At 46.6% G+C, this 22739-nt stretch carries 27 protein-coding genes; 4 read left to right on the top strand and 23 right to left on the bottom strand.

The genetic code is table 11. The annotated features are described in order from the left end of the window. The first annotated feature begins 19 nt into the window (after positions 1-19). Both MDMS009_RS02060 and gnd read left to right on the top strand, forming a co-directional pair. Entirely contained in the window at positions 20-913 is an 894-nt protein-coding gene (locus tag MDMS009_RS02060; RefSeq protein WP_008290182.1) for a nucleotidyltransferase domain-containing protein, read from the top strand. A gap of 2 nt (positions 914-915) precedes the next feature. Further along, positions 916-2382: a decarboxylating NADP(+)-dependent phosphogluconate dehydrogenase gene (gene gnd / locus MDMS009_RS02055; RefSeq protein ID WP_008290181.1), complete on the top strand. Its 1467-nt coding sequence runs from the start codon at positions 916-918 to the stop codon at positions 2380-2382. A gap of 51 nt (positions 2383-2433) precedes the next feature. Here gnd and MDMS009_RS02050 read toward each other — a convergent pair whose 3' ends face one another. The 15 genes from MDMS009_RS02050 to guaB all read right to left on the bottom strand — a co-directional run bounded on the left by MDMS009_RS02050 (position 2434) and on the right by guaB (position 12561). Continuing rightward, entirely contained in the window at positions 2434-3243 is an 810-nt protein-coding gene (locus tag MDMS009_RS02050) for an SdiA-regulated domain-containing protein (protein ID WP_237700452.1), read from the bottom strand. A 230-nt stretch (positions 3244-3473) separates the two neighbouring features. Continuing rightward, positions 3474-4541, bottom strand: coding sequence for a molybdenum ABC transporter ATP-binding protein (modC, locus tag MDMS009_RS02045; RefSeq protein WP_008290203.1), 1068 nt, complete (start codon positions 4539-4541; stop codon positions 3474-3476). Further along, positions 4538-5212 carry a molybdate ABC transporter permease subunit gene (modB, locus tag MDMS009_RS02040; RefSeq protein WP_008290194.1) on the bottom strand — a complete coding sequence of 225 codons (675 nt, stop codon included), beginning with the start codon at positions 5210-5212 and terminating at the stop codon, positions 4538-4540. The genes modC and modB overlap by 4 nt, the downstream gene beginning before the upstream one ends. 2 nt (positions 5213-5214) lie before the next feature. Next, positions 5215-5955 (bottom strand): molybdate ABC transporter substrate-binding protein, encoded by a 741-nt coding sequence (gene modA / locus MDMS009_RS02035; protein ID WP_043887821.1) that lies wholly within the window; start codon positions 5953-5955, stop codon positions 5215-5217. A 58-nt stretch (positions 5956-6013) separates the two neighbouring features. After that, positions 6014-6355: a winged helix-turn-helix domain-containing protein gene (locus MDMS009_RS02030; protein WP_008290213.1), complete on the bottom strand. Its 342-nt coding sequence runs from the start codon at positions 6353-6355 to the stop codon at positions 6014-6016. Between the two features lie 105 nt (positions 6356-6460). Continuing rightward, complete coding sequence (locus MDMS009_RS02025) at positions 6461-6862, bottom strand: phosphate-starvation-inducible PsiE family protein (protein WP_008290201.1); 402 nt, start codon at positions 6860-6862, stop codon at positions 6461-6463. A 208-nt stretch (positions 6863-7070) separates the two neighbouring features. After that, positions 7071-7274, bottom strand: a complete 204-nt coding sequence (locus MDMS009_RS16660; RefSeq protein WP_406564437.1) for a DUF6868 family protein — start codon at positions 7272-7274, stop codon at positions 7071-7073. A 57-nt stretch (positions 7275-7331) separates the two neighbouring features. Then, the gene (locus tag MDMS009_RS02015) at positions 7332-7553 is read right to left on the bottom strand and encodes a hypothetical protein (RefSeq protein WP_008290192.1); all 222 of its coding nucleotides are present in this window, start codon (positions 7551-7553) and stop codon (positions 7332-7334) included. A 1-nt stretch (position 7554) separates the two neighbouring features. After that, positions 7555-7782 (bottom strand): hypothetical protein, encoded by a 228-nt coding sequence (locus MDMS009_RS02010; RefSeq protein WP_043887820.1) that lies wholly within the window; start codon positions 7780-7782, stop codon positions 7555-7557. Positions 7783-7855: 73 nt separating this feature from the next. Then, positions 7856-8140: a DUF3144 domain-containing protein gene (locus MDMS009_RS02005; protein ID WP_008290206.1), complete on the bottom strand. Its 285-nt coding sequence runs from the start codon at positions 8138-8140 to the stop codon at positions 7856-7858. Between the two features lie 93 nt (positions 8141-8233). Beyond that, the gene (locus MDMS009_RS02000; protein ID WP_008290185.1) at positions 8234-8635 is read right to left on the bottom strand and encodes a DoxX family protein; all 402 of its coding nucleotides are present in this window, start codon (positions 8633-8635) and stop codon (positions 8234-8236) included. Between the two features lie 38 nt (positions 8636-8673). Beyond that, positions 8674-9102 (bottom strand): DUF6524 family protein, encoded by a 429-nt coding sequence (locus MDMS009_RS01995; RefSeq protein WP_008290211.1) that lies wholly within the window; start codon positions 9100-9102, stop codon positions 8674-8676. A gap of 93 nt (positions 9103-9195) precedes the next feature. Continuing rightward, on the bottom strand, positions 9196-9471 hold the full coding sequence (locus MDMS009_RS01990; protein ID WP_043887819.1) for an acylphosphatase: 276 nt from the start codon (positions 9469-9471) through the stop codon (positions 9196-9198). Next, entirely contained in the window at positions 9462-11039 is a 1578-nt protein-coding gene (guaA, locus tag MDMS009_RS01985) for a glutamine-hydrolyzing GMP synthase (protein ID WP_008290189.1), read from the bottom strand. Before guaA ends, MDMS009_RS01990 begins: the two co-directional genes overlap by 10 nt. 58 nt (positions 11040-11097) lie before the next feature. Continuing rightward, complete coding sequence (gene guaB / locus MDMS009_RS01980; protein WP_008290199.1) at positions 11098-12561, bottom strand: IMP dehydrogenase; 1464 nt, start codon at positions 12559-12561, stop codon at positions 11098-11100. A 63-nt stretch (positions 12562-12624) separates the two neighbouring features. Here guaB and xseA point away from each other — a divergent pair, with 63 nt between their 5' ends. Both xseA and MDMS009_RS01970 read left to right on the top strand, forming a co-directional pair. Next, the gene (xseA, locus tag MDMS009_RS01975; RefSeq protein ID WP_043887818.1) at positions 12625-14133 is read left to right on the top strand and encodes an exodeoxyribonuclease VII large subunit; all 1509 of its coding nucleotides are present in this window, start codon (positions 12625-12627) and stop codon (positions 14131-14133) included. Beyond that, positions 14117-14962, top strand: coding sequence for a peptidoglycan DD-metalloendopeptidase family protein (locus MDMS009_RS01970; protein ID WP_237700451.1), 846 nt, complete (start codon positions 14117-14119; stop codon positions 14960-14962). Before xseA ends, MDMS009_RS01970 begins: the two co-directional genes overlap by 17 nt. Here the strand turns inward: MDMS009_RS01970 and MDMS009_RS01965 are convergent. The 8 genes from MDMS009_RS01965 to MDMS009_RS01930 all read right to left on the bottom strand — a co-directional run. Continuing rightward, positions 14959-17649 carry an ABC transporter substrate-binding protein gene (locus MDMS009_RS01965; RefSeq protein ID WP_008290188.1) on the bottom strand — a complete coding sequence of 897 codons (2691 nt, stop codon included), beginning with the start codon at positions 17647-17649 and terminating at the stop codon, positions 14959-14961. The two genes, MDMS009_RS01970 and MDMS009_RS01965, sit on opposite strands and share 4 nt — an antisense overlap. Positions 17650-17717: 68 nt before the next feature. Then, a complete protein-coding gene (gene lptB / locus MDMS009_RS01960; protein ID WP_008290200.1) occupies positions 17718-18443 on the bottom strand; it encodes an LPS export ABC transporter ATP-binding protein in 726 nt (241 codons plus the stop codon). Positions 18444-18457: 14 nt separating this feature from the next. Beyond that, entirely contained in the window at positions 18458-19267 is an 810-nt protein-coding gene (gene lptA, locus MDMS009_RS01955) for a lipopolysaccharide transport periplasmic protein LptA (RefSeq protein WP_008290198.1), read from the bottom strand. Beyond that, complete coding sequence (lptC, locus tag MDMS009_RS01950) at positions 19251-19820, bottom strand: LPS export ABC transporter periplasmic protein LptC (protein WP_008290212.1); 570 nt, start codon at positions 19818-19820, stop codon at positions 19251-19253. Before lptC ends, lptA begins: the two co-directional genes overlap by 17 nt. After that, positions 19804-20325: a 3-deoxy-manno-octulosonate-8-phosphatase KdsC gene (gene kdsC / locus MDMS009_RS01945; RefSeq protein ID WP_008290207.1), complete on the bottom strand. Its 522-nt coding sequence runs from the start codon at positions 20323-20325 to the stop codon at positions 19804-19806. The genes lptC and kdsC overlap by 17 nt, the downstream gene beginning before the upstream one ends. A 12-nt stretch (positions 20326-20337) precedes the next feature. After that, the gene (locus MDMS009_RS01940; protein WP_008290195.1) at positions 20338-21315 is read right to left on the bottom strand and encodes a KpsF/GutQ family sugar-phosphate isomerase; all 978 of its coding nucleotides are present in this window, start codon (positions 21313-21315) and stop codon (positions 20338-20340) included. Next, a complete protein-coding gene (locus MDMS009_RS01935) occupies positions 21315-22301 on the bottom strand; it encodes a calcium/sodium antiporter (RefSeq protein ID WP_008290204.1) in 987 nt (328 codons plus the stop codon). Before MDMS009_RS01935 ends, MDMS009_RS01940 begins: the two co-directional genes overlap by 1 nt. Positions 22302-22399: 98 nt before the next feature. Beyond that, the coding region (locus MDMS009_RS01930) for an MlaA family lipoprotein (protein WP_008290202.1) at positions 22400-22739 on the bottom strand (340 nt) is incomplete at its 5' end.

Raw genomic sequence — 22739 nt, 5'->3', positions numbered from 1 at the left:
CCAGACAAAGGACGGTCTCATGTTCGCTGTAGTCAGTTATCACCCACATCAGCAAAAAGTGGGTAGCTTTTTACGCTATGCAAGTAGTGGTGATGCATGGCAAAAAGTGGATACAGCCCAAGCCAACCGTTTGCTGTCTCGCCATCATCCTCAGTATCTATTCAAATCCAAACAATTCGACGCAGAATTTCACGCAGTCAACATGTCTGATGTGGTTAAACATCACCGGCCAGAGCAACGATTAAAAGCCTTGCTTGCGGCAAAACCCCAAGATGAAATAGAGCAAAAACTACATAAATTAATCACTATTTTGGTGCAGTTTGGCGTCAATTGTGACTTTTTGGGGCTGACTGGTTCTATGCTGATCGGCCAGCAAAAAAAAGGCTCTGATATCGACCTCGTCGTTTATGGTCGACAAGCGTTTCATCAGACTCGCGATGCCGTCAAGCAGGCTGTGGCTTCCGGGCTGTTCGATGAACTGGATTTATCATTGATGAAAGACAATTTTAACCGCCGTGGCGGCGACCTTAACTTTGATGACTTTGCATGGCACGAATCTCGCAAATTCAATAAAGCAGCAATTGATGGCACCAAGTTTGATATCGGTATGGTCTGTCTTCCTGATGAGTTAGAACATGACCATCATCATTACATTAAACAAGGTGTTTCTACCGTCAAAGCCGTGGTGTTAGATGACCATCGGGCTTTTGATTTTCCTGCCCGTTATCTGATTGACAATGAAATGACCCCGGAAGTGGTGTCCTTTACTCATACCTATGTCGGTCAGGCTATTGCAGGGGAAACAATTGAAGTATCTGGTGCCATTGAATGTGACTCAGCCTCGGGTCAACGTCGATTAGTGGTTGGGTCAACGCGTGAAGCTATTGGTGAATACATAAAGGTGTGTAGATAATTATGAGTGAAGTGGACAACCCCGCTAAGGCGGATATTGGTTTAGTTGGCCTTGCAGTAATGGGTCAGAATTTGGTTCTCAATATGAACGATAACGGGTTTACCGTATCGGTCTTCAACCGCACAACCAGCAAAGTCGATGAGTTTCTCGACGGCCCTGCAAAAGGGACAAATATTCTCGGGTTTCACGAGCTGAAAGCCTTTGTCGAGAGCTTAAAAGCCCCCCGTAGAATCATGCTGATGGTGAAAGCGGGCCCCGTTGTGGACGCGTTTATCGAACAACTCGTGCCTTACCTCGACAAAGGTGACATTATTATTGATGGCGGTAACTCGCTGTATAACGACAGTGACCGTCGCACGCATGAGCTGCACAAAAAAGGCATTCTATTTATTGGTAGTGGTGTCTCCGGTGGTGAAGAAGGTGCCCGTCACGGACCATCACTGATGCCCGGTGGTAATCATGCTGCCTGGCCTCATATCAAACCCATCTTCCAATCTATTGCCGCCCATGTGGATGGTGAACCCTGTTGCGACTGGGTGGGCAATGATGGCGCCGGCCACTACGTCAAAATGGTGCACAACGGTATTGAATACGGCGATATGCAGTTGATCTGCGAAGCCTATCAAATGATGCGCGAAGGCCTGGGCATGTCCGGAGATGAAATTCAGCAAGTGTTTGCTGAATGGAACGAAGGTGTGCTCGACTCTTACCTGATTGAAATTACCCGCGATATATTGGCCGTACGCGATGACGATGGTGAATTACTGATTGACCATATCCTCGACACAGCCGGTCAAAAGGGCACCGGTAAATGGACCGGCATGAATGCCTTAGATCTGGGTATTCCTTTGACATTGATTGGCGAAGCTGTATTTGCCCGTTGTCTGTCAGCCCGTAAAGAAGAACGTGTTCGTGCCTCAAAAGTCTTACCCGATATTTCAGCGACCTTTGACGGTGACAAAAAAGAGATGGTCGATGCCATTCGTGATGCGCTCTATGCATCAAAAATCATTTCTTACGCCCAAGGCTACATGCTGATGCGTGAAGCGGCCGAGATTTATGGTTGGGAACTCAACTATGGTGGGATTGCGTTGATGTGGCGCGGCGGTTGTATTATCCGTAGCCAGTTCTTAAGCAAAATCCGTGATGCCTTTGATGTAAACCCGACACTTGAAAACCTGCTGTTGGATGACTTCTTTATCGGCGCGATTACCCAAGCCTTACCCGGCTGGCGTAAAGCGGTGGGAACGGCAGTGGCGTTAGGTGTGCCCGCGCCAACATTCAGTAGTGCATTGTCATTTTATGATGGCTATCGTAGCGAACGTTTGCCCGCAAACCTATTGCAGGCGCAACGTGATTACTTTGGTGCTCATACCTATGAGCGGCTGGATAAACCACGTGGTGAGTTCTTCCATACTAATTGGACGGGGCGGGGTGGTGATGTGTCTGCGTCGACGTATGACGTGTAGTTTGAAAGCCCTTAACTGAGTTAAAAAGGCGGTCTGTGACCGCCTTTTTTATTAAGATCGTGGTTTATCTGGGATCTGCGCCAATCGTGTTTTGCGTGTTAGCGTCAGCATTTGATTCGGCTCCCCGACGATAAAAATATTGCCATCCTTGTCGACAGCAACGCCCTCAGGTTGCTCCATTAAAGGCCATAGATTAAACAGGCCTGTTGTTAAGGATAACTTGGATACGGGCTGCCCCTGAAGGTTCAAAGCATGCAGCTTATGCGATTCTTCACTTAATACCAGGAGATATTCTTCACCCGCCTGTAACATGCTGATACCGGCATAATCTGAGACCTCGTCGGGCAAACTATCATTCAGCCGAGAAGCATCCAGCAACGGTTCAGCATCATGTGGGGTATGGTGAACGAGTTTAGGTGGTTGCTCTTGTAAGACGAAAAAGCCGTAACGAGCCGACCAGGCAACACCTTCCATACCTTTGTTTTCGTCGCTGGCCCAGTTTAATGGGATGTGATCCACATTGGCATAATCAATCATTGTAGTTGTCGAGTCTATATAGAAAAATACCAGACGATGCCGGCGCTCTTCGGAAACAACAAAGAGGCCGTTACCAAGGTAATCGATACTTTCCGTATCGATAAAGCCATTCAATGCTATACGCCGGATAATCTTGCCCTGTTTGCTGAGCTCGATGATTTCTTCAGGGTTATTCAAGACGGCAAACAGGTGGTCACTGTCTGGGTGATAAGTTAAACCTGACAAGTTGTCTTTAATGTCGGCGATAGTGATGGGGGCGCCCATATCGTAATGATAGTTCAAGTCCCAGTCGCCAGCGGCGCCTGCTTGTTTATTATCACTCAACGGATAAAAGCTGAAGATCATAAAAAGGCTAGGTAACAGTAATATTACCAGCCCTATATGGCGTGTTCGTTGTGGGTTTAAAATCATAAAGCGCGGCTCAGAAGATGTCTTGGATAACACCACGTAGCGGTGTTAACAGCGTTGAGATGAAAATGTGACTACATACTCGTCATTAACTCATAAAATGATGACGGCACAATGACAGCAACCTGAGAAAAGAAAAGGAGTGTTTAGATTAATAATGAAACGGCTTTTACTTGAGCAAACACCGATTTGCCGGCCGTTAGTTGTAATTGATCGACGGATTTTGCTGTGATCCGGCTGAGAATGATTTGACCGCCCACGTTTAGTCGGATCAGTTTTTGGGCATGACCTTCGTTGACCATCGACTCGATAGTGGCTGGTAAGATATTTAAAATACTGGTCTGTTCGGGATGTTGCAGGGAAAGACTGACATCACGAGCCATAATCCTAAGCCTGACTTTATCGCCCTGTTTCAAGTTATCGCGACTTACCGTGATATGCCCACCGGCAAATGCCAATGAACTGAGACCATAATCGTCGTCATGTGCGGTGACAACCGTATCTAAGACAGCGGCGGCTTCTTCATAGTGGGCGAAAGGCAATGTCAGTTGCGATAACATTTCTACCGTGCGGCCACTGGCTAGTTGCTGGCCTTTCTCTAATAACAATAGGTTGTTACTGAGGCGAGCGACTTCATCCATCTGGTGGCTGACGTACAACATCGGAATATCCAGCTCACAATGCAAAGACTGGATATAACGGAGAATCTCTTGTTTATGGGCGGCATCTACGGCTGCCAGCGGTTCATCAAATAACAAGACGGCAGGCGAGGTTGCTACAGCACGTGCGATAGCAACACGTTGTTTCTCACCACCTGATAGTTTATCAATGCTGCGTTCCAATAAAGGGGATAAGCCTAACAAGTCTATAGCCTGCTCTAAGGAGACGCGACGCTTATCTTTGGCCTGCCGTTTTAAACCAAACTGCAAATTATCAAACACGTTGAGGTGTGGGAATAAACTCGCATCCTGAAATACAAAACCGATATCACGTTGGTGAGCAGGTCGAAAATAGTGGGCATCCTGCCATACTTGATCCGCCATTTTGATGAAGCCTGTTGCTGAACTTTCGAGTCCGGCAATCGCTCGCATCAAACTGGTTTTTCCGCAGCCTGAGGGACCAAACACGGCGGTAACCTGACTAGACGACACGGTTAAGCTGACGTTGACATCAAAGTCTTTTCTGGGGATAGAAAGGTTGACGTCCAGTTTCATGAGCGCAACACACTGAAACGACGATTAAGCCCATAAACGGCCATCAATAACAGAAATGACAGAAGTAACAACACGGCTGCTAGCCAGTGTGCCTGTGCATATTCAAGTGATTCGACATGATCATAGATAGCGATAGAAATGACTTTCGTCGAACCGGGAATATTGCCACCAATCATTAACACGACGCCAAACTCGCCAATCGTATGGGCAAAGCCCAGCACTGCGGCGGTTAAGAAGCCAGGTCTGGCCATCGGCACCATCACACTGAAAAAACGATCAATCGGCCCAGCTCGTAATGTGGCTGCTTGTTCCATGACATTTTCGCCGATCGCCGTAAACACGTTTTGGAGTGGCTGTACCACGAAGGGGAGAGAATAAAAAACAGAACCAATAACAAGCCCGGTAAAGGTAAAGGCGAGAGGACGGCCACCTAATGCTTCCGATAGACCACCAATAAGGCCATTCGGGCCAAGCATCACGAGCAAATAAAAACCGAGCACGGTGGGAGGTAATACTAACGGTAGTGCAATAACGGTTTCGACTAAAAATTTATAGCGCCACTGGCTGCGTGCCAACCACCAAGCCAGCGGTGTGCCAATTAACAGCAGTATCACAGTGGTGATTGCAGCCAGTTTAAGTGTTATCGCGAACGCGACCAGATCATCGTACATAATCAGCGCACGTCATAACCGAAATCACGTATGACTTGCTCAGCGGTTTGTGTTTGAACGAAGCGAAAAAAGTCACTGACCGCCACAGTGTTACTGAGCTGTACCGCTTGTTGTTCGATAGGGTCATACAATGTATCTGGCGCCAGCCAATAGCTACCCTGATTGATCGTTTTATCGGCTTTAATTTGTGATAAAGCGATAAAACCTAACGCCGCATTACCACTTTTAACGAAATGATAAGTGTGGCCAATGTTTTCGCCACGAACAATCTTGCTTTGTAATTGCTTCCAGACACCCTTGGATTCGATAACTTGTTGTGCTGCACGACCATAGGGGGCTAGCTTCGGATTAGCAATCGCCAAGTGCTGAAACGTCATCGCTTGAATGATCTGGCCTTGCTTATCAACAAGGCCGGCGTCGGGGCTCCATAGCACGATTTTCCCAATGGCATAGGTGAAGCGTGATGCCGGGACAATGTGTTTTTTGTTTTCTAGCTTTTGAGGACGAATAGTGTCAGCTGCAAAGAATGCATCGAATGGGGCACCATTTAAAATTTGTGCGTAGAGCTTTCCTGTTGAGCCTGAAATTAAGGTGACTTGATGTTCTGATTGCTGCTCATACAAGGCGATGAGTTGTTTCATGACCGGGCTGAAGTTGCTGGCTACTGCTACATTAATTCGCTCAGCCTGTAAGGGCAAAGAGATGAATAGCAGAGCAATCAAAAAAGGCGTTTTAGAACGCATTTACCAATCCTAATAAAGTCATCGTTATGCATCGCCACGCATATCGATAAGCAAAAAATTATCTGGGCAGTTTCTCAGCCTGTTCTGTTAAAAATCGTTCAAACTCACGGTCTGTAAGACGGTAGGTTGCCACAGCATCTTTACCGGTTGCCGTGAGTTCAGCGTGACCACCACCTCGGCCACCGGAACTGAGCGTAATGAGAGGCTTGTCGCTGTGTTCATTCATTAACTTCACCAGCTTCCAGGCGTAGCGATAAGACATGCCTAACGCTGCCGCTGCCGCACTGAGCGAGCCCAGATCGTCAATCTTTTCTAATAATTCAACACGACCATGACCAATTATGGTGCCATCCGGACCTTCAATCCATAACCTGCCATGAACGGTAAATTGTGATGTCATTATTATTCCCACAAAAACGATCTTTATCGTAATGCATGGCTATGCATAACGCAATGCAAAAAAACGGCGATGTTGCCACCGCCGTTTTAAAAGCTCTTCATCGCGTTATGATGAGCTTTTAACTTTCTCCTGCATTAACGTTTTGCAGTAATGAATCACGATAATGGATAAGCCAAGCAGCAATATCGCTGAGGTAATACCCATAATTCGCCAGGTATCAATATTTTTCATATCGAGAATCAGATACCGTGCTAGTGCAACAATCGCAATATACAGCGGTATCTTGATGGGCAGCTCACCTGATTCGTAGTAAACCGCCACCATGGTTAATACTTCTAGGTAGATAAACAGCAACAATAGATCGGTTAACGATACATAGCTGTTATCCACCATGATTTTGATCTCAATGCCGATTGCCACTAACGTGGCTAAAGCCACAACAATAAGCCCAAAATCCTGTGCTAAGGCGAGTGTTCGACTCACCGTTTTTTTTACTTGGTGCTCCATAAGCAGTCCTCTTATTGCCTAACAAACACCACACTTCATAACGACTGTTTTTTAAACATGCTCTTGCGAGTTGTTTAAGAAGCAGAGATCGACAGTGCGGTTTAGGGATACTACCAGAAAAAAATGATGGTATTTGTCTCGCTGTCCGAAATTTTCGGCTAATCTGGAATCAGAGACAAATCAACAGACTACATTTTTAGACTCGGTGTTAGCTAAACGTTAATACGAGGTAGGGGACAAGATTAAAAACGATGATCAAAATTTTATACAGAGCAAGGTAATGAAAATAAGCAGGCTCAAGCTTGTTTGCCTCAAGCCCGGTGAGTCGATGATGAATACGGATAACAAAAGACTTAAACACCGTCAGCATCAATGTACTAAACAACAAAAGACCGATATTGATTACGGTCATCCAAGCAAACAAGGTCGTGAGTGCATCTAAAGTCATCAGTATTGCCTCAGTCAGGTTTTAGCGACGCCGCCCACCGACAAGTAATAGGATAACGCCAACACCTATCGCACCAGCACCGGCCCATGTGGGGATAGCGATATTCTCTTTTTCCTGTACTTCCAGTTCTAAAGGCCCTAACTTGGCTTCATGCGTTTCTTTAGTAAAACTGAAATCACCATAAATCAGGCCTGCTGTCCCGGCGACGATCAGTAATATTCCAATGATACGTGTGAAAATCATGCTAAGACTCCTTAATAGAAGAACTTGAAAGGTTATGTTTTATAGGTTGCCATGATAGTGACATTTTCTCACTGGAACGGTATTGCTGGGTTTCTGGTTTCGGTTTTTCATAACGATCAGATGACATCAAAGCACGTGTTGCACAGCCAGAGGTTAATGCCATAAGACAGGCTAAGGCAAGCAAGCGAGATAAATGACTACCAGCATTGTTTGCGTGCTCTTTTACCATGTTCCGCTCCTGAATTTATATTCTGATGCTATATCAAAAACAGGCCGTTTGCAGAAATTAATGTTGTGCTGGTTTATTTTTTAGGTGACATGTAGGGCTCAAAGTTAGTGATGTAGTCAGTGAGGTTTTCTTCCAGCATTTTTCGATATTCTGCGACAAAATAGTCTATTGTTTCTTGCTTGTTTTGTGCCATTTCGTCACTGTTTTCTTGAGCGCAGGCACTGAGCCAAGCGTTGAACCGGGCTGTGCTGTACATCATTGATGCACTGACTTTGCCGCGACTCACGGTGTCTGAAATTTGTTGGTTTGATAAATGGATATGTGCGTCAGCACGTTCAAAAAATGTGTCATCTTCCACGAAAATCGGGCCTTCTATTCTGGTTTTTGAAATAAAAAAGCCGTTGGTAAGCTTGCGAAAGTCTTACCAACGGCATTGTGTCGTTATTATGCGTTATTTATTGCGCTTACATTTACACAGACAGTCAACGCTCCAGCTACCACCACCTGCAAATACGAAATACAGGAATACAAAGCTGAATAGGGTGGCGAGCTCGCCGCCATTATTTAATGGCCAGAAACCTTGCGGGGCATGTACGAGAAAGTAAGCAAATGCCATCAGGCCGGATAAAAGAAAAGCAACGGGACGGGTAAACAAGCCGATAAGCAATAAGAAGCCGCCGAATAATTCTAAGGTGCCTGCTACGCCTGACATTGAAAACAGTTCGAACGGATAGCGCTGTTCAGCAGGAAAGCCGAAGATTTTCTGAGCGCCGTGCTGCATAAACAAGAAAGCTGAAATGATACGCACCACACTTAATATGCGCGGTTGCCATGCTGAAAGGATGTTTTCCATTTTTCTCTTCTCCTAGTGGTTATTAAATGTTTTTATTGTTATTCGTCGACATCATCCATATCGGCTTGTCCCGATAGGCGGCGTCGTATATGTGACCAGGACATACCGACTGCCAACACGGCGGCGATAAGGAATAAAACAATATAGCTGAATACGGAAACGTTATTAATGCCGAGCAGGCCCAAATCGACAAGCCACCAAATGAGAATGGCAAAAAAGGCCAGTGCGAGTAATAAACCAAAGCCACCCAGTGAGCGAAAAGTGGCTCTGAGGTAGATAGTCCAGCCAATCAGCAGAGTGATAGAGACTAAAGCAAAAGGGGGTGATAAGAATGTGCCATCACCGATAAGGACATCTTTTGCCCAGTGGTAATAGCTAAAACCCATTGGATTGTAGGTGACATAAACCAGCACAAGAGCAAAAATAAAGCGAAGCAAAAAGCCTTGTGAGTTAAATTTCTGAGCCATAAAAATCCCTATGTTATCCGGCTAAGGTCAGAACATCATAGCGGTTAGCTTAGTGTTCGAAAACCTATTATTGCTTTGAGCGTTAACGGGAAATTAGCGAATTTGGAATTCGCTTTGTGTATCTGTTGCAGATTGTTCGCTAATGTCGATATGACTGACATCGGCAAACTGTGGACCTTGCTCTGCCCAGCTGATCATGTGTTCAAGTGTGACTTGCTCGCCTGCGATCACCATTTCAACACGGCCATCAGGCAGGTTTTTTACCCAGCCATGAATGCCGAGTTGTTGCGCTTTTTCCCAAGCGCTGGCGCGGTAACCGACCCCTTGGACGCGGCCACTAATCAGCAAATGATACTGTTTTATTCCCACTCAATCGTGCCCGGCGGCTTGCCGGTAATGTCGTAAACAACGCGTGAAATTCCCGAGACTTCATTAACGATACGACGACACACATGGTCGAGGAATTCGTAAGGCAGATGAGCCCAGCGAGCCGTCATGAAATCAATGGTTTCAACGGCGCGTAAAGATACCACCCACTCATAACGTCGGCCATCGCCGGTGACACCGACTGATTTTATCGGTAAGAACACAGCAAACGCCTGTGATGTGCTGTTGTACAGATCGTGTTTACGTAATTCTTCGATGAAAATATGATCGGCTAAACGCAGAATATCAGCGTATTCTTTCTTCACTTCACCCAGAATACGAACACCGAGTCCCGGCCCGGGGAAAGGATGACGGTAGACCATGTCATATGGCAGGCCGAGTTCGACGCCTAACTTGCGGACTTCATCTTTGAACAGTTCACGAAGTGGCTCAAGCAATTCCAACTTCATATAATCAGGCAAGCCACCGACATTGTGGTGAGACTTAATGACATGGGCTTTACCGGTTTTTGAACCGGCAGACTCGATCACATCTGGGTAAATTGTGCCTTGCGCCAACCATTTAGCGGCTTTTAGCTTGTTAGATTCTTCTTCGAAGATATCAACAAATAAGTTACCGATGATTTTACGTTTCTTTTCGGGATCATTTTCCCCGGCAAGGGCATCAAGAAAGCGTTGTTCAGCATCAATACGGATGACTTTTACGCCCATATGCTCGGCGAAAGTGGCCATGACCTGATCACCTTCTTTGTAACGTAGCAGACCATTGTCTACAAATACGCAGGTCAGTTGTTCACCAATGGCTTTATGTAACAGCGCGGCCACCACCGAGGAATCGACACCGCCAGACAAACCCAGAATGACTTCGTCAGTACCGACTTTTTCACGGATTGATGCGATGGCGTCATCCGCAATATTGCCTGGTGTCCAGTCAGCGGCACAACCACAGATATCGTGAATAAAGCGTTCAAGAATTCGTTGACCCTGTTGGGTATGTGTCACTTCAGGGTGGAACTGAACACCATAGAATCGTTTGTCTTCATTGGCTATGCCGGCAACCGGGCAGGACTCAGTTGAGGCCATCAACTTAAAGCCTGTCGGTAACTCAACCACACGATCGCCATGGCTCATCCACACATCAAGCATGCCGTGGCCTTCTTCAGTGACATGATCGTCGATGTCTTTTAACAGGCTGGTATGGCCGCGTGCTCTGATCTGTGCATAGCCGTATTCATGATGATCGGCATTTTCAACTTTGCCTCCCATCTGCGCAGTCATAGTTTGCATGCCGTAGCAGATACCAAATACAGGCACGCCCAACTCAAAGACTAGTTGTGGTGCGATTGGCGCATCTTCTGCAACGGTACTTTCTGGGCCACCAGAAAGAATAATCCCGTTTGGATTAAAGTCGCGAATATCCTCATCACTCATATCCCATGCGTGTAACTCGCAGTAAACACCCGCTTCACGCACGCGACGTGCGATGAGTTGCGTGTATTGCGAACCGAAATCAAGAATCAGGATGCGGTGATCATGAATATTGCTGCTCATTGAGGTCTCTTCAACTTAGCTTAAAAGTAAACTGCCCCGAAAGGGGCAGTGTTTTTGATTAGTTAACGCGGTAGTTCGGCGCTTCTTTGATTATTGTCACGTCATGCACATGACTTTCACTCATACCGGCCGAGGTGACTTTGACGAACTCGGGTTTCGTGCGCATTTCCTGAATAGTGGCTGAGCCGGTGTAACCCATACTAGCTCGAATGCCGCCCAGTAATTGATGAATCACTGCGCCCAGATTTCCTTTGAAAGGAACACGGCCTTCAATGCCTTCAGGGACTAGCTTGTCTGCTTCACTGGATTCCTGGAAATAGCGATCACTGGAACCTTGTTTTTGTGCCATTGCACCCATGGAACCCATGCCACGGTAAGATTTATATGCACGGCCTTGATATAACTCAACTTCACCTGGCGCTTCTTCTGTGCCCGCGAACATGCCTCCAATCATCACCGTGTGTGCTCCGGCAACGATGGCTTTAGCAATATCACCTGAGAAACGAATACCGCCATCCGCAATCAGTGGTACGCCTGTACCTTCTAATGCGGCCGCGACATTACTGATGGCACTAATTTGAGGAACACCGACACCAGCAACAATGCGGGTGGTACAAATTGAACCCGGCCCAATACCCACTTTGACGGCATCTGCACCAGACTCAACTAGCGCCAGTGCCGCTTCAGCCGTGGCGATATTGCCGCCAATAACTTGGATTTGTGGGAAATGTTGTTTGACCCATTTAACCTGATCCAATACACCCTGTGAGTGACCGTGGGCTGTATCAACAACGATGACATCAACACCGGCATTAGCTAATGCTTCAATACGAGCTTCACTTTCTGCACCAATACCAACAGCAGCGCCGACACGCAAACGCTCTTGAGCGTCTTTTGATGCATGCGGATTGTCAGTTTGTTTTTGAATATCTTTGACCGTGATCATGCCAGTCAGGTGGAAGTTATCATCCACAACCAGTACTTTTTCGATGCGGTTACTGTGCAAGAGGTTCAAGACTTCTTCGCGGGAGGCATCTTCTTTGACCGTGACCAGTTTATCTTTCTTCGTCATGATTTCAGAGACTGGGTTGTCATAATGCGTTTCAAACCGCAGGTCACGGCTGGTGACGATACCGACAAGATCTTCACCATCAACAACCGGTACACCGGAAATGTTGTGTGAGCGAGTCAGTTCGACAACTTCACCGATGGTCGTAGAAGGATTGACGGTGATGGGATCACGTACCACGCCGCTTTCAAATTTTTTGACCTTGCGAACTTCCTCTGCCTGTTGCTCGATGGTCATGTTTTTGTGCAGAATACCCAGTCCGCCTTCTTGAGCCATGGCGATGGCCAAACGGCCTTCGGTCACAGTATCCATTGCCGCAGAAAGCAAAGGAATATTGATCGTGATATCGCGGGTTAACTGCGTGGCGAGGCTGACATCGCGGGGGAGGACATTTGAGTACGCGGGCAGTAGTAATACGTCATCAAAAGTCAGGGCTTCTTGAGCAATTCTCATAGGGCGCGTTCCTGAAATTACCTGTAAAATGATCTTGCAATTATATCAGGAAGTTTGGTCTTTATGGCATCACTAAATACATCTCATTCCCAAGGTGCACTAGCGAGTAGGGCTGTGAAAGATGTCTATCCTGTATCTCGATTAGTACGTGAAGCCCGTGTGTTGCTGGAAGGCTCCTTTCCTTTACTCTGGGTTGAAGGCGAAATCTCCAATCTGGCTATGCCGGCTTCAGGACACATTTATTTCACCTTGAAAGACGAAGCTGCGCAAGTTCGTTGCGCTATGTTTCGTAATCGCAACCGGCAGCTTCGCTTCACACCTGAAAATGGCATGCAGGTTTTATTGCGGGTTCGCGTCACCCTGTATGAGGGGCGCGGCGAGTTTCAGCTTGTTGTCGAGCATATGGAAGAAGCCGGGAGTGGTGCTTTGCAACGTGCTTATGAAGCACTTAAGCAACGGCTTGGTCAGGAGGGCTTATTTGATGACGCCCATAAAAAGCCTATCCCCGCCTTACCACACACAATCGGTATTATTTCATCACCGGATGGTGCGGCTGTTCACGATATTGTCAGCGTCCTGAAACGCCGGTTCCCGGCCGCAGCGGTGATTCTCTATCCGGTTGCGGTGCAAGGGGAAGCCGCGGCAAGGCAACTGGTCGACGCCGTCAAACTTGCCGATCACAGAAAAGACTGTGATGTCTTAATTATCGGTCGCGGTGGTGGCTCGCTGGAAGACTTATGGAGCTTTAATGACGAGCAATTAGCCAGGGCACTTTTTAATTGTGAGTTACCGGTTATTTCTGCGGTCGGACATGAAATTGACTTTACGATCGCTGACTTTGTTGCCGATGTTAGAGCACCAACGCCGTCTGCGGCGGCTGAAATTGCTGTCCCCGATGCGAAACAGTTATTAGCAAAAATACAGGGGTTAACACAGCGACTCACTGTCATGACCAAGCAGTGGCTGGTCAGTGAGCAACGTCACTTACAGCACCTGCAAAGACGTCTACCACGACCTGATGTGCAGTTAAATCAACAAAGGCAGGTATTAAATCAGCAGACGAAACTGCTGGGGTCTGCCTGGCAGCGCATTTTAATGAGTAGTCAGCAAAAGCTTGACTATCTATCTGCCAGACTTAAACACCCGCAGGCACAAATAGATAAGCAACAATCTAAGTTGGCTGCCTTGCAACATCGCTTGGGCCAAGCTTTTCGCGCTGAGTTCAAACACAGTGAAACCGCACTTTTGAGTTTACAACAACGGCTACACCGGCAATTACCGACGCATGCGGTTATTCGCCATCACGAGGCCTTAAGCCTAGTAAGAAAGCAGTTGGACAGACTGATGTTAATGCAACTGGATACCGCCAAACAGGCATTGAAACAGCAGGTGAGAACCTTAGCTGCAGTAAGCCCGCTCAATACCTTAGAGCGTGGTTACAGTATTACAACGCGGCAACAAACAGCGGAAGTGTTGACTCATGCTGAGACGGTTGAAAAGGGTGAAATGATTGAAGTACGTTTACTGCAAGGGCATTTAGCGTGTGAGGTCAAAAGTGTGTCGAAAAAGTAAGTGGCTATTGACTGTGTTGATGCTGATGGTTTCACCATGGGGGTTTGCTCAGTTGCCCCAACAATCTAACGTGCCGGGAGGCGTTGTTATTATTCCTCTGGCGGTGCAGAGTGCAACTAAGCCGGTTGTGACGTTTCAATCGAAGCCAGTCATGGTGTTAGCAGGAGATGGTCAATGGCAGGCCATAGTGGGCGTGCCGTTAGACTTGAAACCGGGTACGCATAAGCTGGTAGTTAGCCATGGCGCTGAGAAAAGCACAGCCTTGTTTGATATACAAGAGAAACAGTACCCAACTCAACACATCACCATTAAAGACAAACGCAAGGTCAACCCCAATCAATACGATATGCAGCGTATAAACAGTGAAACAGCGCGTATCGATGCGGCATTGCAACATTGGACTGAAAAAGACGCCATCTCTTTTAACTTTATTTGGCCAGTTAAAGGACGCGTTAGTGGTTTGTTTGGACGACGCAGAGTATTTAATGGTGAACCCAGAAAACCACATAGTGGAATGGATATTGCCGCCGCCAAAGGCAGTTTAATTCAGGCGCCTGCTGAAGGCATTGTTCGAGGCACTGGGGACTATTTCTTTAACGGCAATACCGTTTTTATTGACCATGGCCAAGGGTTAATCACCGTATTTTGTCATCTTGATAGAGTCGATGTCAGTGACGGACAAAGCGTTCAGCAGGGTGATATTATCGGCACAGTGGGAGCGACGGGGCGAGTGACGGGGCCACACTTACATTTAGGCGTGAGTCTAAATGACGAGCGGGTAGAGCCCCTGTTATTTTTCCCACCACAATCGGCATTAAAACGAAACTAGAGGTATGGTTGCAGGGTTCGCGCTAGCAGCGTGAAGTCAACCGGTTTGGTGATGTATGCCGTAAATAAGCCCTGTGCTGCATGGCTATTTTCTTCCAGTGCTGCAGCAGTCAAAGCAATCAAGGGTATATCCGCAAATTCAGGTGTGTCATGGAGTTTTTGCGCCGCCTCAATTCCACTGATGCCTGGGAGATTGATATCCATCAAAATAAGGTCAGGCTTGCGTTGATTTACGATTTCCAGGCCGGCTTCTGCTGTTTCACATGTTTCAAGGCTGACATGTTTAAAGCGGCTGAGAAATACCTCTATTAGTTTGATATTCGCTGGGTTGTCTTCAATGTAGAGTATTTGCTTGCTGGGAAGGGCGATCTCGGTATCGGTCTTGCGCTGTGATAAGGAAACTTCCTGTTCACCATCTGCTTTTTTAATGTCGTCAATATGATTGATTGCATTCTTCGACAGTGGCAGCTCTATCCAGAAGCTGGTGCCTTGGCCTTCGGTACTGGCAAAGTCGATTTGGCCGCCCATCGCTTCAATCAAACGTTTGCTGACACTGAGACCAATTCCGGCGCCTTCGACATGCCGCTCTTGGCCTAAACGTTCAAAGGCGGTAAACACTTGAGCTTGTCGGTCTTTGGAAATACCTTTGCCGGTATCAGTGATAGTCAGTTTTAAGCTGTTATTGTGAGTTTGAACGCTAGCACTCACTAGCACTTCACCACCGGTTTTGTTGTATTTGATGGCGTTACTAACGAGGGTGATAAACACTTGTTTGAGCTTTGTGAAATCGGCTAATACCACGGCATCGGTGCCATCTTGGAAATCAATATTAATGTTTTGCTGTTTAGCTAATGCTTGTAATAGAGGCTGACACTCCTCAAATACGGATGCTATCGGCACATGGTCATCAGAGGTTTTAATGCGGCCAGAGTCAATTTCGGAAAGTTCTAACACATCATTAATCAATGAGAGCAAGTGTTTACCGCTGTGAATGATTTGATTAATGTTATGACGTTGTTTTTCGTTGAGGGTGTGTTCTGTGTCACTCAATATTAACTGTGAGAAGCCGAGTATGCCGTTGAGCGGGGTTCGTAGTTCATGGCTCATTGACGATAGAAACTCAGACTTGGCGTTATTAGCGCGTTCCGCTTCGTATTTGGCTTTAAGCAAAGCTTCTTGTTCCGCTTTTTGCTGACTAATATCACGAGCAATCCCCGTGAACAGGTATTTTTGTTCCCATTTAAAGTCACTCAGCGTGAGTTCTATAGGAAACGTATTGCCACTCTTATGTAAGGCTTCAACTTCGACAGGTTTACCAATGATGCGAGTTTCTTCTGTTGATAAAAACCGAGCCATGCCTAATTTGTGCTGATCCCGATAACTCGCTGGCATCAACATAGTGATATTTTTACCAATGACCTCATCTGGTTGATAACCAAACAGTTGCACGGAAGCCTTATTATAATTTTCTATGATGCCCGATTGATTAATGGTGATAACGCTATCAATCGTATTATCCAGCAAAGTCTGTAACCGCAGGCTTTCGTGACGGGCTGTGGCCTCTAAAGCTTTTCGCTCTCGCAATTCTTCCTTCATCGATTCGGTTTGCTGACGAATTTGTGCGGTTAACTTTACGTTGTGATGGCGTTTGAGTAGATAACTCAGGAGTGCAATGAAGCTGATTACCCCAAGTGTTGTAATTAGCCATGTTGGTTGTACTGTGTTTGCTGTTTGGTTTTTATAAAGAAAGTCGTCCAGATTACCCACTTCATCATAATGGCCAAGCTGCCGATAAATATCAGCGATTTGTTGCCACCGATGCGTCGTCATATGACCAAAATCAACCGTAGGGTAAAGACTTAGTTCTAGTAACTTTTCGGCTTCGTACTTTAAATGTGAACGACTCTTTTGCTGAGAATTATATTTTTGCAAAACAAGATCGACAATTTCATCTGGATGCTCTGCGGCATATCGCCAGCCTTTATAGGTTGCTTGGCGAAAAGCTTCAACAGTGGTTGGGTTTTGTTCTAAATACTGCTGTGAGGTAAATAAAATATCACTGTAAAATTGGATATCGTAGTCTTGGGGAGAAATTGTGCGGTAGGGCTCTTGCCGTTGCGCCATTAAAAAAGGTTCATTGGAAATATAGGCGGTGAGACCATCGACGTGGCCATCAATCAGGTTGTCGAGATTTTTTTCAGTAGGCAGCACGAACTGAATTTTACTGGTATCGATATTTTGTTTGAGAAAGATCGACGTTAAATCATCAGCATAAAATTGGCGTGTGAGTGTCTTACCGATAAAGTCGCTAGCAGAATAAATACCCGAGTCAGCTTTGACTAACCACACATAGGGACTATTTTGGAAGGTCGCTCCCAGCGCGACAAAAGGTCGTCCTTTAAGGTATTCCGCTACAATTCCGGTGCCCGATATGCCGAACTCAACGTTACCACTTTCAACTTCATCGTAGGGGCGAGTGAACCCGGCTTGAATATCAACGTCCAGACCTGCTTGCTGATAAAAGCCTTTTTCTTTGGCGGCATAGATGCCTGCAAATTGAAACTGGTGTTGCCACTGTAATTTGATGGTGACGTCGTGCTGATGCAGTTTATTAGCTTCATCCTCATGCGCATGAATGTCCCATGAGAGTGCCAGCAAAGCAACGAATAAGAGGTGTTTCAGGTTCATGTTTAGTGACGTGAGCAGTGAGTCTGCATAGTAACTTATACGCTCAGGTTTTCGCTACTAGAATACGGTCACATCCTGAAGTCACGGCCTAAATAAACGCTGAGTACTTTTTTATCATTCAGAATTTCTTCCGGTGTACCACGTGCGATCACTTCGCCTTCATTAAAGATATAGGCACGCTGGCAAACATTGAGTGTCTCGCGAACATTATGATCAGTTATCAAAATGCCAATACCGTGCTCTGATAATTCTTTGATAATGCCCTGAATATCCAATACTGAAATGGGGTCGACACCCGCGAATGGCTCATCGAGCAGAATAAATTGCGGATCCATCGCCAAGGCGCGAGCAATTTCAACCCGTCTACGCTCGCCACCAGACAGCGCCATACCTTTTGACTTGCGTATGTGGTCAATATGGAAGTCTTGCAGCAAACGCTCTAACAGATCTTGTTTTTGCTTTTCATCCAGTTCATCACGTGTTTCGATAATGGCGTATAAATTATCTTCGACGCTGAGTTTGCGAAAAACCGACGCCTCTTGAGGCAGATAACCAATACCCAGTCTGGCTCTGTCGTGAATGGGGTATTCGGTGAGCTCTTGTTGATCCAGATAAATATAGCCGTGGTCGACAGGAATCAGACCAACGATCATATAAAAGCTGGTGGTTTTACCGGCACCATTAGGGCCTAATAAACCAACGATTTCGCCACTTTTTACATCCAGTGAAATGTCTTTAACAACCTGACGATCACCATAACGTTTCGCCAGTTGCTGCGCAGATAAAATACTCATCAGTCTATTTAGCGTTATTTCAGGTAACGGCTGTTAACCCAGCCAATCACAACCTCACCATCAATCATGCCGCGAACCTGTGACCAATCTGTTTGGCGGGTCAGCACGATCACTTCCTCTGATGGCGCAAAAGTGCCCAGTTTCAGGTAATGCGTACCCGGCCCGGAGCGTACATTGAGCGCGGTGCTGGTCAGCGCTGTAGGATAAGCCTTGCTGCTAGCATCTGTGTTTTCTGAGTCTTTAGTTTCAGCTGCTTCGGGGGCGGGTTTTTTTTCTGCTTTGGGTTGTGCTGGTGTGGTTTTCTTTTTATTTCCAGGCGGCTGAATAATGATGTGAACACGACCTTTTTCTTGCTTTTCGCCACCCACAGAAACCGGCGCAGAATTGGCGGTAACCACATTCCTTTCGATATCGTATTCGATACGATTACCGGTAAATTCGTCGCCTGATTGCCAAACATGGCCTTGACCAATTAGGTAAATTTTTTGGCGACCGGCAAAGTATTCCATTTGTAATGCTTTGGCTCGAACCGGCGCTTCACCGGGTTTGTGTACTTGTTTATACGTAGCCAGTTTGCCTTGGGCGACCATTTTTTCAATCTGTTTGTTTTCGTCGTAATAAAACGTGATGATGTCACCTTCGATACGTAAGGTGCCTTGAGTCAGGATGGCGTCCCCTTTGTATTGAGTTACTCCCTCACGGTCATCGAGCTGTGCATGATCAGCTTCAATATTAATCGGTTGTTCACGATCGCTCGGTAAGGCCCACACTAATGAGGGGAGCATCAGCAATAAAACCGTGATTAATTTAGTTTGCAGGGGCATCGTATTGTCCTTTCACCTTCGAATGCAGGTTAATTGTTTCATCGTCCAAAGCGGCATGTAAGCCAACTGATTCGGTATCACCCTGTGGTGAGAGAATCGTGACATGTTCATCCGTATACGCTGTGTTTTGCTTCGTATCCAGAGTGAGTTTTTCTGTCAGCATTTGAAACGACGGATTATCCTTATTAGTGATAATAACATTTCCTGTTAGCAGGATAGTGTCAGAGTCGTCTTGGGTGTGGCCCAGTTCTGATTCAATAAGCCAAGTGTCCTGACCGGGTTCAATAAACTCCGTGACAGGGTTGATAATTTCGGTCGAATCATTATCGGGGTAATGCGCCATTTCATCGCCCTTGATAACACGGGCAGGGGTGCCATCAATGTCCATCACCGTCATGGTGAAATCTGTCATCGCATAATCACTGGTGCGATGGGTTTGATTCTGTATTTGGGATTCGACCGTGTCGTCACTGAGTAATAGCCACAGGCCAATAAGCGCGATAGCAACAATGCCCAGTTTGGCTGTGAGTGGAAGCTTAAAAATGGCGTTCAATTTGGTCTTGCAGGTTTCCCTGTCCTTCCATAATCAATTCACATAGCTCTCGTGCTGCGCCATGGCCGCCCTTCGAGGGGGTAATCCAATGTGCGTGCTTTTTGACAACGCGGTCCGCATCCTGAACGGCGACAGCCAGTCCAACTCTACTCATGATAGCTAAATCAACCCAATCATCGCCGACATATGCACACTCATCTGGTGTGAGGCCTAGTTCGTTTATCAGTTGCTCAAACACAGGTAGTTTCACACGCTTGCCCTGATAGACATGTTTGATGCCCAGCCCGTTCATACGGTGTTCCACGGTTTTCGAGGTGCGACCCGTTATGATGGCAATTTCGACACCGGTATATTGCAGCAGTTTCATGCCATGACCATCTCGAGAATGAAAGGCTTTGTATTCCTGTCCGTCATCGCCAATGATAATGCGGCCATCACTTAATACGCCATCAACATCAAACACGACGAGTTTAATTTTTTTCGCTTTTTCCAGAATATCCTGCATTTTTGTGTCCTGTTAAACCACGCCTGCCCGTAGCAGATCATGCATATTAATTGCGCCCTGTAACTGTTGTTTATCATCGGTGATGAGCAGCGCATTAATTTTAAAGCGCTGCATTAATTCCAATGCTTCTGCAGCCAACATATCGGGATGTCCAGTTTTACAGTTTCGGCTTACATAATTCGACAATGGCTGAGTATGAATATTGATTTCCTGTGCCAGTACACGACGCAAGTCACCATCAGTGAAAATACCGATTATTTCAGCTTGATGGTTGGTGACGGCGGTCATGCCCAGACCTTTGGCAGACATTTCGATCAATGCTTCACTAATCAGCACCGATTCCTCAACTTGGGGAACGTCATTACCTGTGTGCATGATGTCACTGACACGCAGTAACAAGCGGCGCCCCAATAAACCACCGGGGTGTGACATAGCAAAGTCTTCGGCAGTAAAGCCACGCGCTTCAAGTAATGCTACCGCCAAGGCATCGCCCATTACCAAGGCTGCCGTGGTGCTGGAAGTGGGGGCGAGACCAAGCGGGCAGGCTTCGCGTTCGACACTGACATCAATATGCGCACTGGCGCATTTAGCAAGTGTGGAATGTGGTTTACCTGACATCGCGATGAGCGGAACACCAAGCCGTTTAATTAATGGCAAGATGGTTAAAATTTCGCTGGTCTCACCGGAGTTAGATAAGGCTAAAACGACATCTTTACTGGTGATCATGCCCATATCGCCATGACTGGCTTCGCCTGGATGGACAAAAAACGCCGGTGTCCCTGTACTGGCTAAAGTTGCGGCAATTTTGCCACCAATATGGCCTGACTTTCCCATACCAATCACCACGATACGGCCACTACAGGCAAGCATAAAGTCACAGGCTTTGAGAAAGTGTTCGTTAACGCGTTCACGTAAGGCGGTAACGGCTTCGATTTCAGTATCGAGTACAGCTAAAGCCAGTTGTTTTAACTTGTCGTGTTCTACCGTCATCAACTTAATCCAGGCGTATTTTGATAAGCGAGAAGTCCGTTATAGCCGATATAAACCAATAACATCAATACACCAGCAAACCGACCAATACGACCCTGTGAAGAAAAACGGGCAAACAGGTATAAGCCAATCGCCAATCCAGCCATAAATGGAAAGTCACGATAGAGCAGTAAAGGATCGGTGTCAGATGGGGCAATAAGTCCCGGCATGGCTAAAACCGCCACGATATTAAATATGTTGGAACCCAGAATATTACCGACAGCAATATCATGCTCGTTTTTAAGAGCAGAAATAACTGATGCAGCCAGCTCTGGCAGGCTAGTACCAATAGCAACAATGGTCAGACCGATAATCAGGTCACTGACGCCCAATAAGTGAGCGATACCGGTTGCACCCCATACCAGTGATTTTGAGCCAACTAACAATGCAATGAGTCCCACCACAAAATAAAACACAGATTGCTTTGTTGTCATCGATGGGGTGGCATATTCCTGTGCAAATTCGGTTTCCAAAGGATCTGCTTTGCCTGAGCTTCGCAGGGCAAGCCATGCCATACCGCAAAGCGTGAGGATAAAGCCAACAAATAAAATGCCGCCATCCGTTCTGTCTAAATCGCCGTCGAGTAATAACACTAGTGACACCAGCATAACCAAAGCCAAAACCGGAAATTCGCGACGTAAGGTGTCAGAATGCACAACCAATGGCGTAATCAGTAACGTTATCCCTAACACCAAACCCACATTGGTAATATTGGAGCCGATGGCATTACCGATACCCAATGCTGGAGCGCCTTCAAAGGCGGCTAATGCGGATACCAGCATTTCCGGTGCAGAGGTACCGAAACCAACAATTGTTAAACCGACAATTAAAGGGGAAACCCCCAAGTTAGAGGCAATGTTGGCAGCACCATCAATAAAACGATCTGCTCCCCAAATCAGCACAGCGAAACCGGCAACGATAGCGAGGATAAAAAATAGCGTAGTCATGAAATTCCGTTCAGTCTGGCAAAAGCCGATTTATGAAACAAAAAAAGCCGGGATTAACCCGGCTTTTAATTATAAAGGCATCAAAGCCTATTGTGTTATTACTCGGCGAAAACGTCGAAGTCATCTTCCGGTGGGTTACCGTCATAGACCAGATGCTGACGGCGTTGCATGTATGCATCACGAATATAACTGTATTCATCGGTCGCCGCTTCATCCAGTACTTTTTCTGCTTTCAGCAGATTAGCCCGGGCGTCGACCACTCGTGTACCAATGATAGCCATACGCGCATCATCGTCTTCCACATACATCACAGGATCGGTGAACATATCACCGATTAAACCAAATGAATCACGGACGTTGCGCGGGCCGAAGAAAGGTAACACCACATAAGCTCCGGGTTCTGCACCCCATACGCCCAGCGTCTGACCAAAGTCTTCA

It is taken from the genome of Methylophaga thiooxydans DMS010, assembly GCF_000156355.1.
Taxonomy (GTDB): domain Bacteria; phylum Pseudomonadota; class Gammaproteobacteria; order Nitrosococcales; family Methylophagaceae; genus Methylophaga; species Methylophaga thiooxydans.
The sequence above is the reverse complement of the archived record's forward strand: the minus strand, read 5'-3'. Positions and strand labels throughout refer to the sequence as shown.

Excerpts from the sequence above, each read along its gene's own strand:
- MDMS009_RS02060 (WP_008290182.1), top strand. The coding sequence starts at position 20 with ATGTTCGCTGTAGTCAGTTATCACCCACATCAGCAAAAAGTGGGTAGC.
- gnd (WP_008290181.1), top strand. The coding sequence starts at position 916 with ATGAGTGAAGTGGACAACCCCGCTAAGGCGGATATTGGTTTAGTTGGC.
- modC (WP_008290203.1), bottom strand. The coding sequence starts at position 4,541 with ATGAAACTGGACGTCAACCTTTCTATCCCCAGAAAAGACTTTGATGTC.
- modB (WP_008290194.1), bottom strand. The coding sequence starts at position 5,212 with ATGTACGATGATCTGGTCGCGTTCGCGATAACACTTAAACTGGCTGCA.
- modA (WP_043887821.1), bottom strand. The coding sequence starts at position 5,955 with ATGCGTTCTAAAACGCCTTTTTTGATTGCTCTGCTATTCATCTCTTTG.
- MDMS009_RS02030 (WP_008290213.1), bottom strand. The coding sequence starts at position 6,355 with ATGACATCACAATTTACCGTTCATGGCAGGTTATGGATTGAAGGTCCG.
- MDMS009_RS02025 (WP_008290201.1), bottom strand. The coding sequence starts at position 6,862 with ATGGAGCACCAAGTAAAAAAAACGGTGAGTCGAACACTCGCCTTAGCA.
- MDMS009_RS16660 (WP_406564437.1), bottom strand. The coding sequence starts at position 7,274 with ATGACCGTAATCAATATCGGTCTTTTGTTGTTTAGTACATTGATGCTG.
- MDMS009_RS02015 (WP_008290192.1), bottom strand. The coding sequence starts at position 7,553 with ATGATTTTCACACGTATCATTGGAATATTACTGATCGTCGCCGGGACA.
- MDMS009_RS02010 (WP_043887820.1), bottom strand. The coding sequence starts at position 7,782 with ATGGTAAAAGAGCACGCAAACAATGCTGGTAGTCATTTATCTCGCTTG.
- MDMS009_RS02000 (WP_008290185.1), bottom strand. The coding sequence starts at position 8,635 with ATGGAAAACATCCTTTCAGCATGGCAACCGCGCATATTAAGTGTGGTG.
- MDMS009_RS01995 (WP_008290211.1), bottom strand. The coding sequence starts at position 9,102 with ATGGCTCAGAAATTTAACTCACAAGGCTTTTTGCTTCGCTTTATTTTT.
- guaA (WP_008290189.1), bottom strand. The coding sequence starts at position 11,039 with ATGAGCAGCAATATTCATGATCACCGCATCCTGATTCTTGATTTCGGT.
- guaB (WP_008290199.1), bottom strand. The coding sequence starts at position 12,561 with ATGAGAATTGCTCAAGAAGCCCTGACTTTTGATGACGTATTACTACTG.
- xseA (WP_043887818.1), top strand. The coding sequence starts at position 12,625 with ATGGCATCACTAAATACATCTCATTCCCAAGGTGCACTAGCGAGTAGG.
- MDMS009_RS01965 (WP_008290188.1), bottom strand. The coding sequence starts at position 17,649 with ATGAACCTGAAACACCTCTTATTCGTTGCTTTGCTGGCACTCTCATGG.
- lptB (WP_008290200.1), bottom strand. The coding sequence starts at position 18,443 with ATGAGTATTTTATCTGCGCAGCAACTGGCGAAACGTTATGGTGATCGT.
- lptA (WP_008290198.1), bottom strand. The coding sequence starts at position 19,267 with ATGCCCCTGCAAACTAAATTAATCACGGTTTTATTGCTGATGCTCCCC.
- kdsC (WP_008290207.1), bottom strand. The coding sequence starts at position 20,325 with ATGCAGGATATTCTGGAAAAAGCGAAAAAAATTAAACTCGTCGTGTTT.
- MDMS009_RS01940 (WP_008290195.1), bottom strand. The coding sequence starts at position 21,315 with ATGACGGTAGAACACGACAAGTTAAAACAACTGGCTTTAGCTGTACTC.
- MDMS009_RS01935 (WP_008290204.1), bottom strand. The coding sequence starts at position 22,301 with ATGACTACGCTATTTTTTATCCTCGCTATCGTTGCCGGTTTCGCTGTG.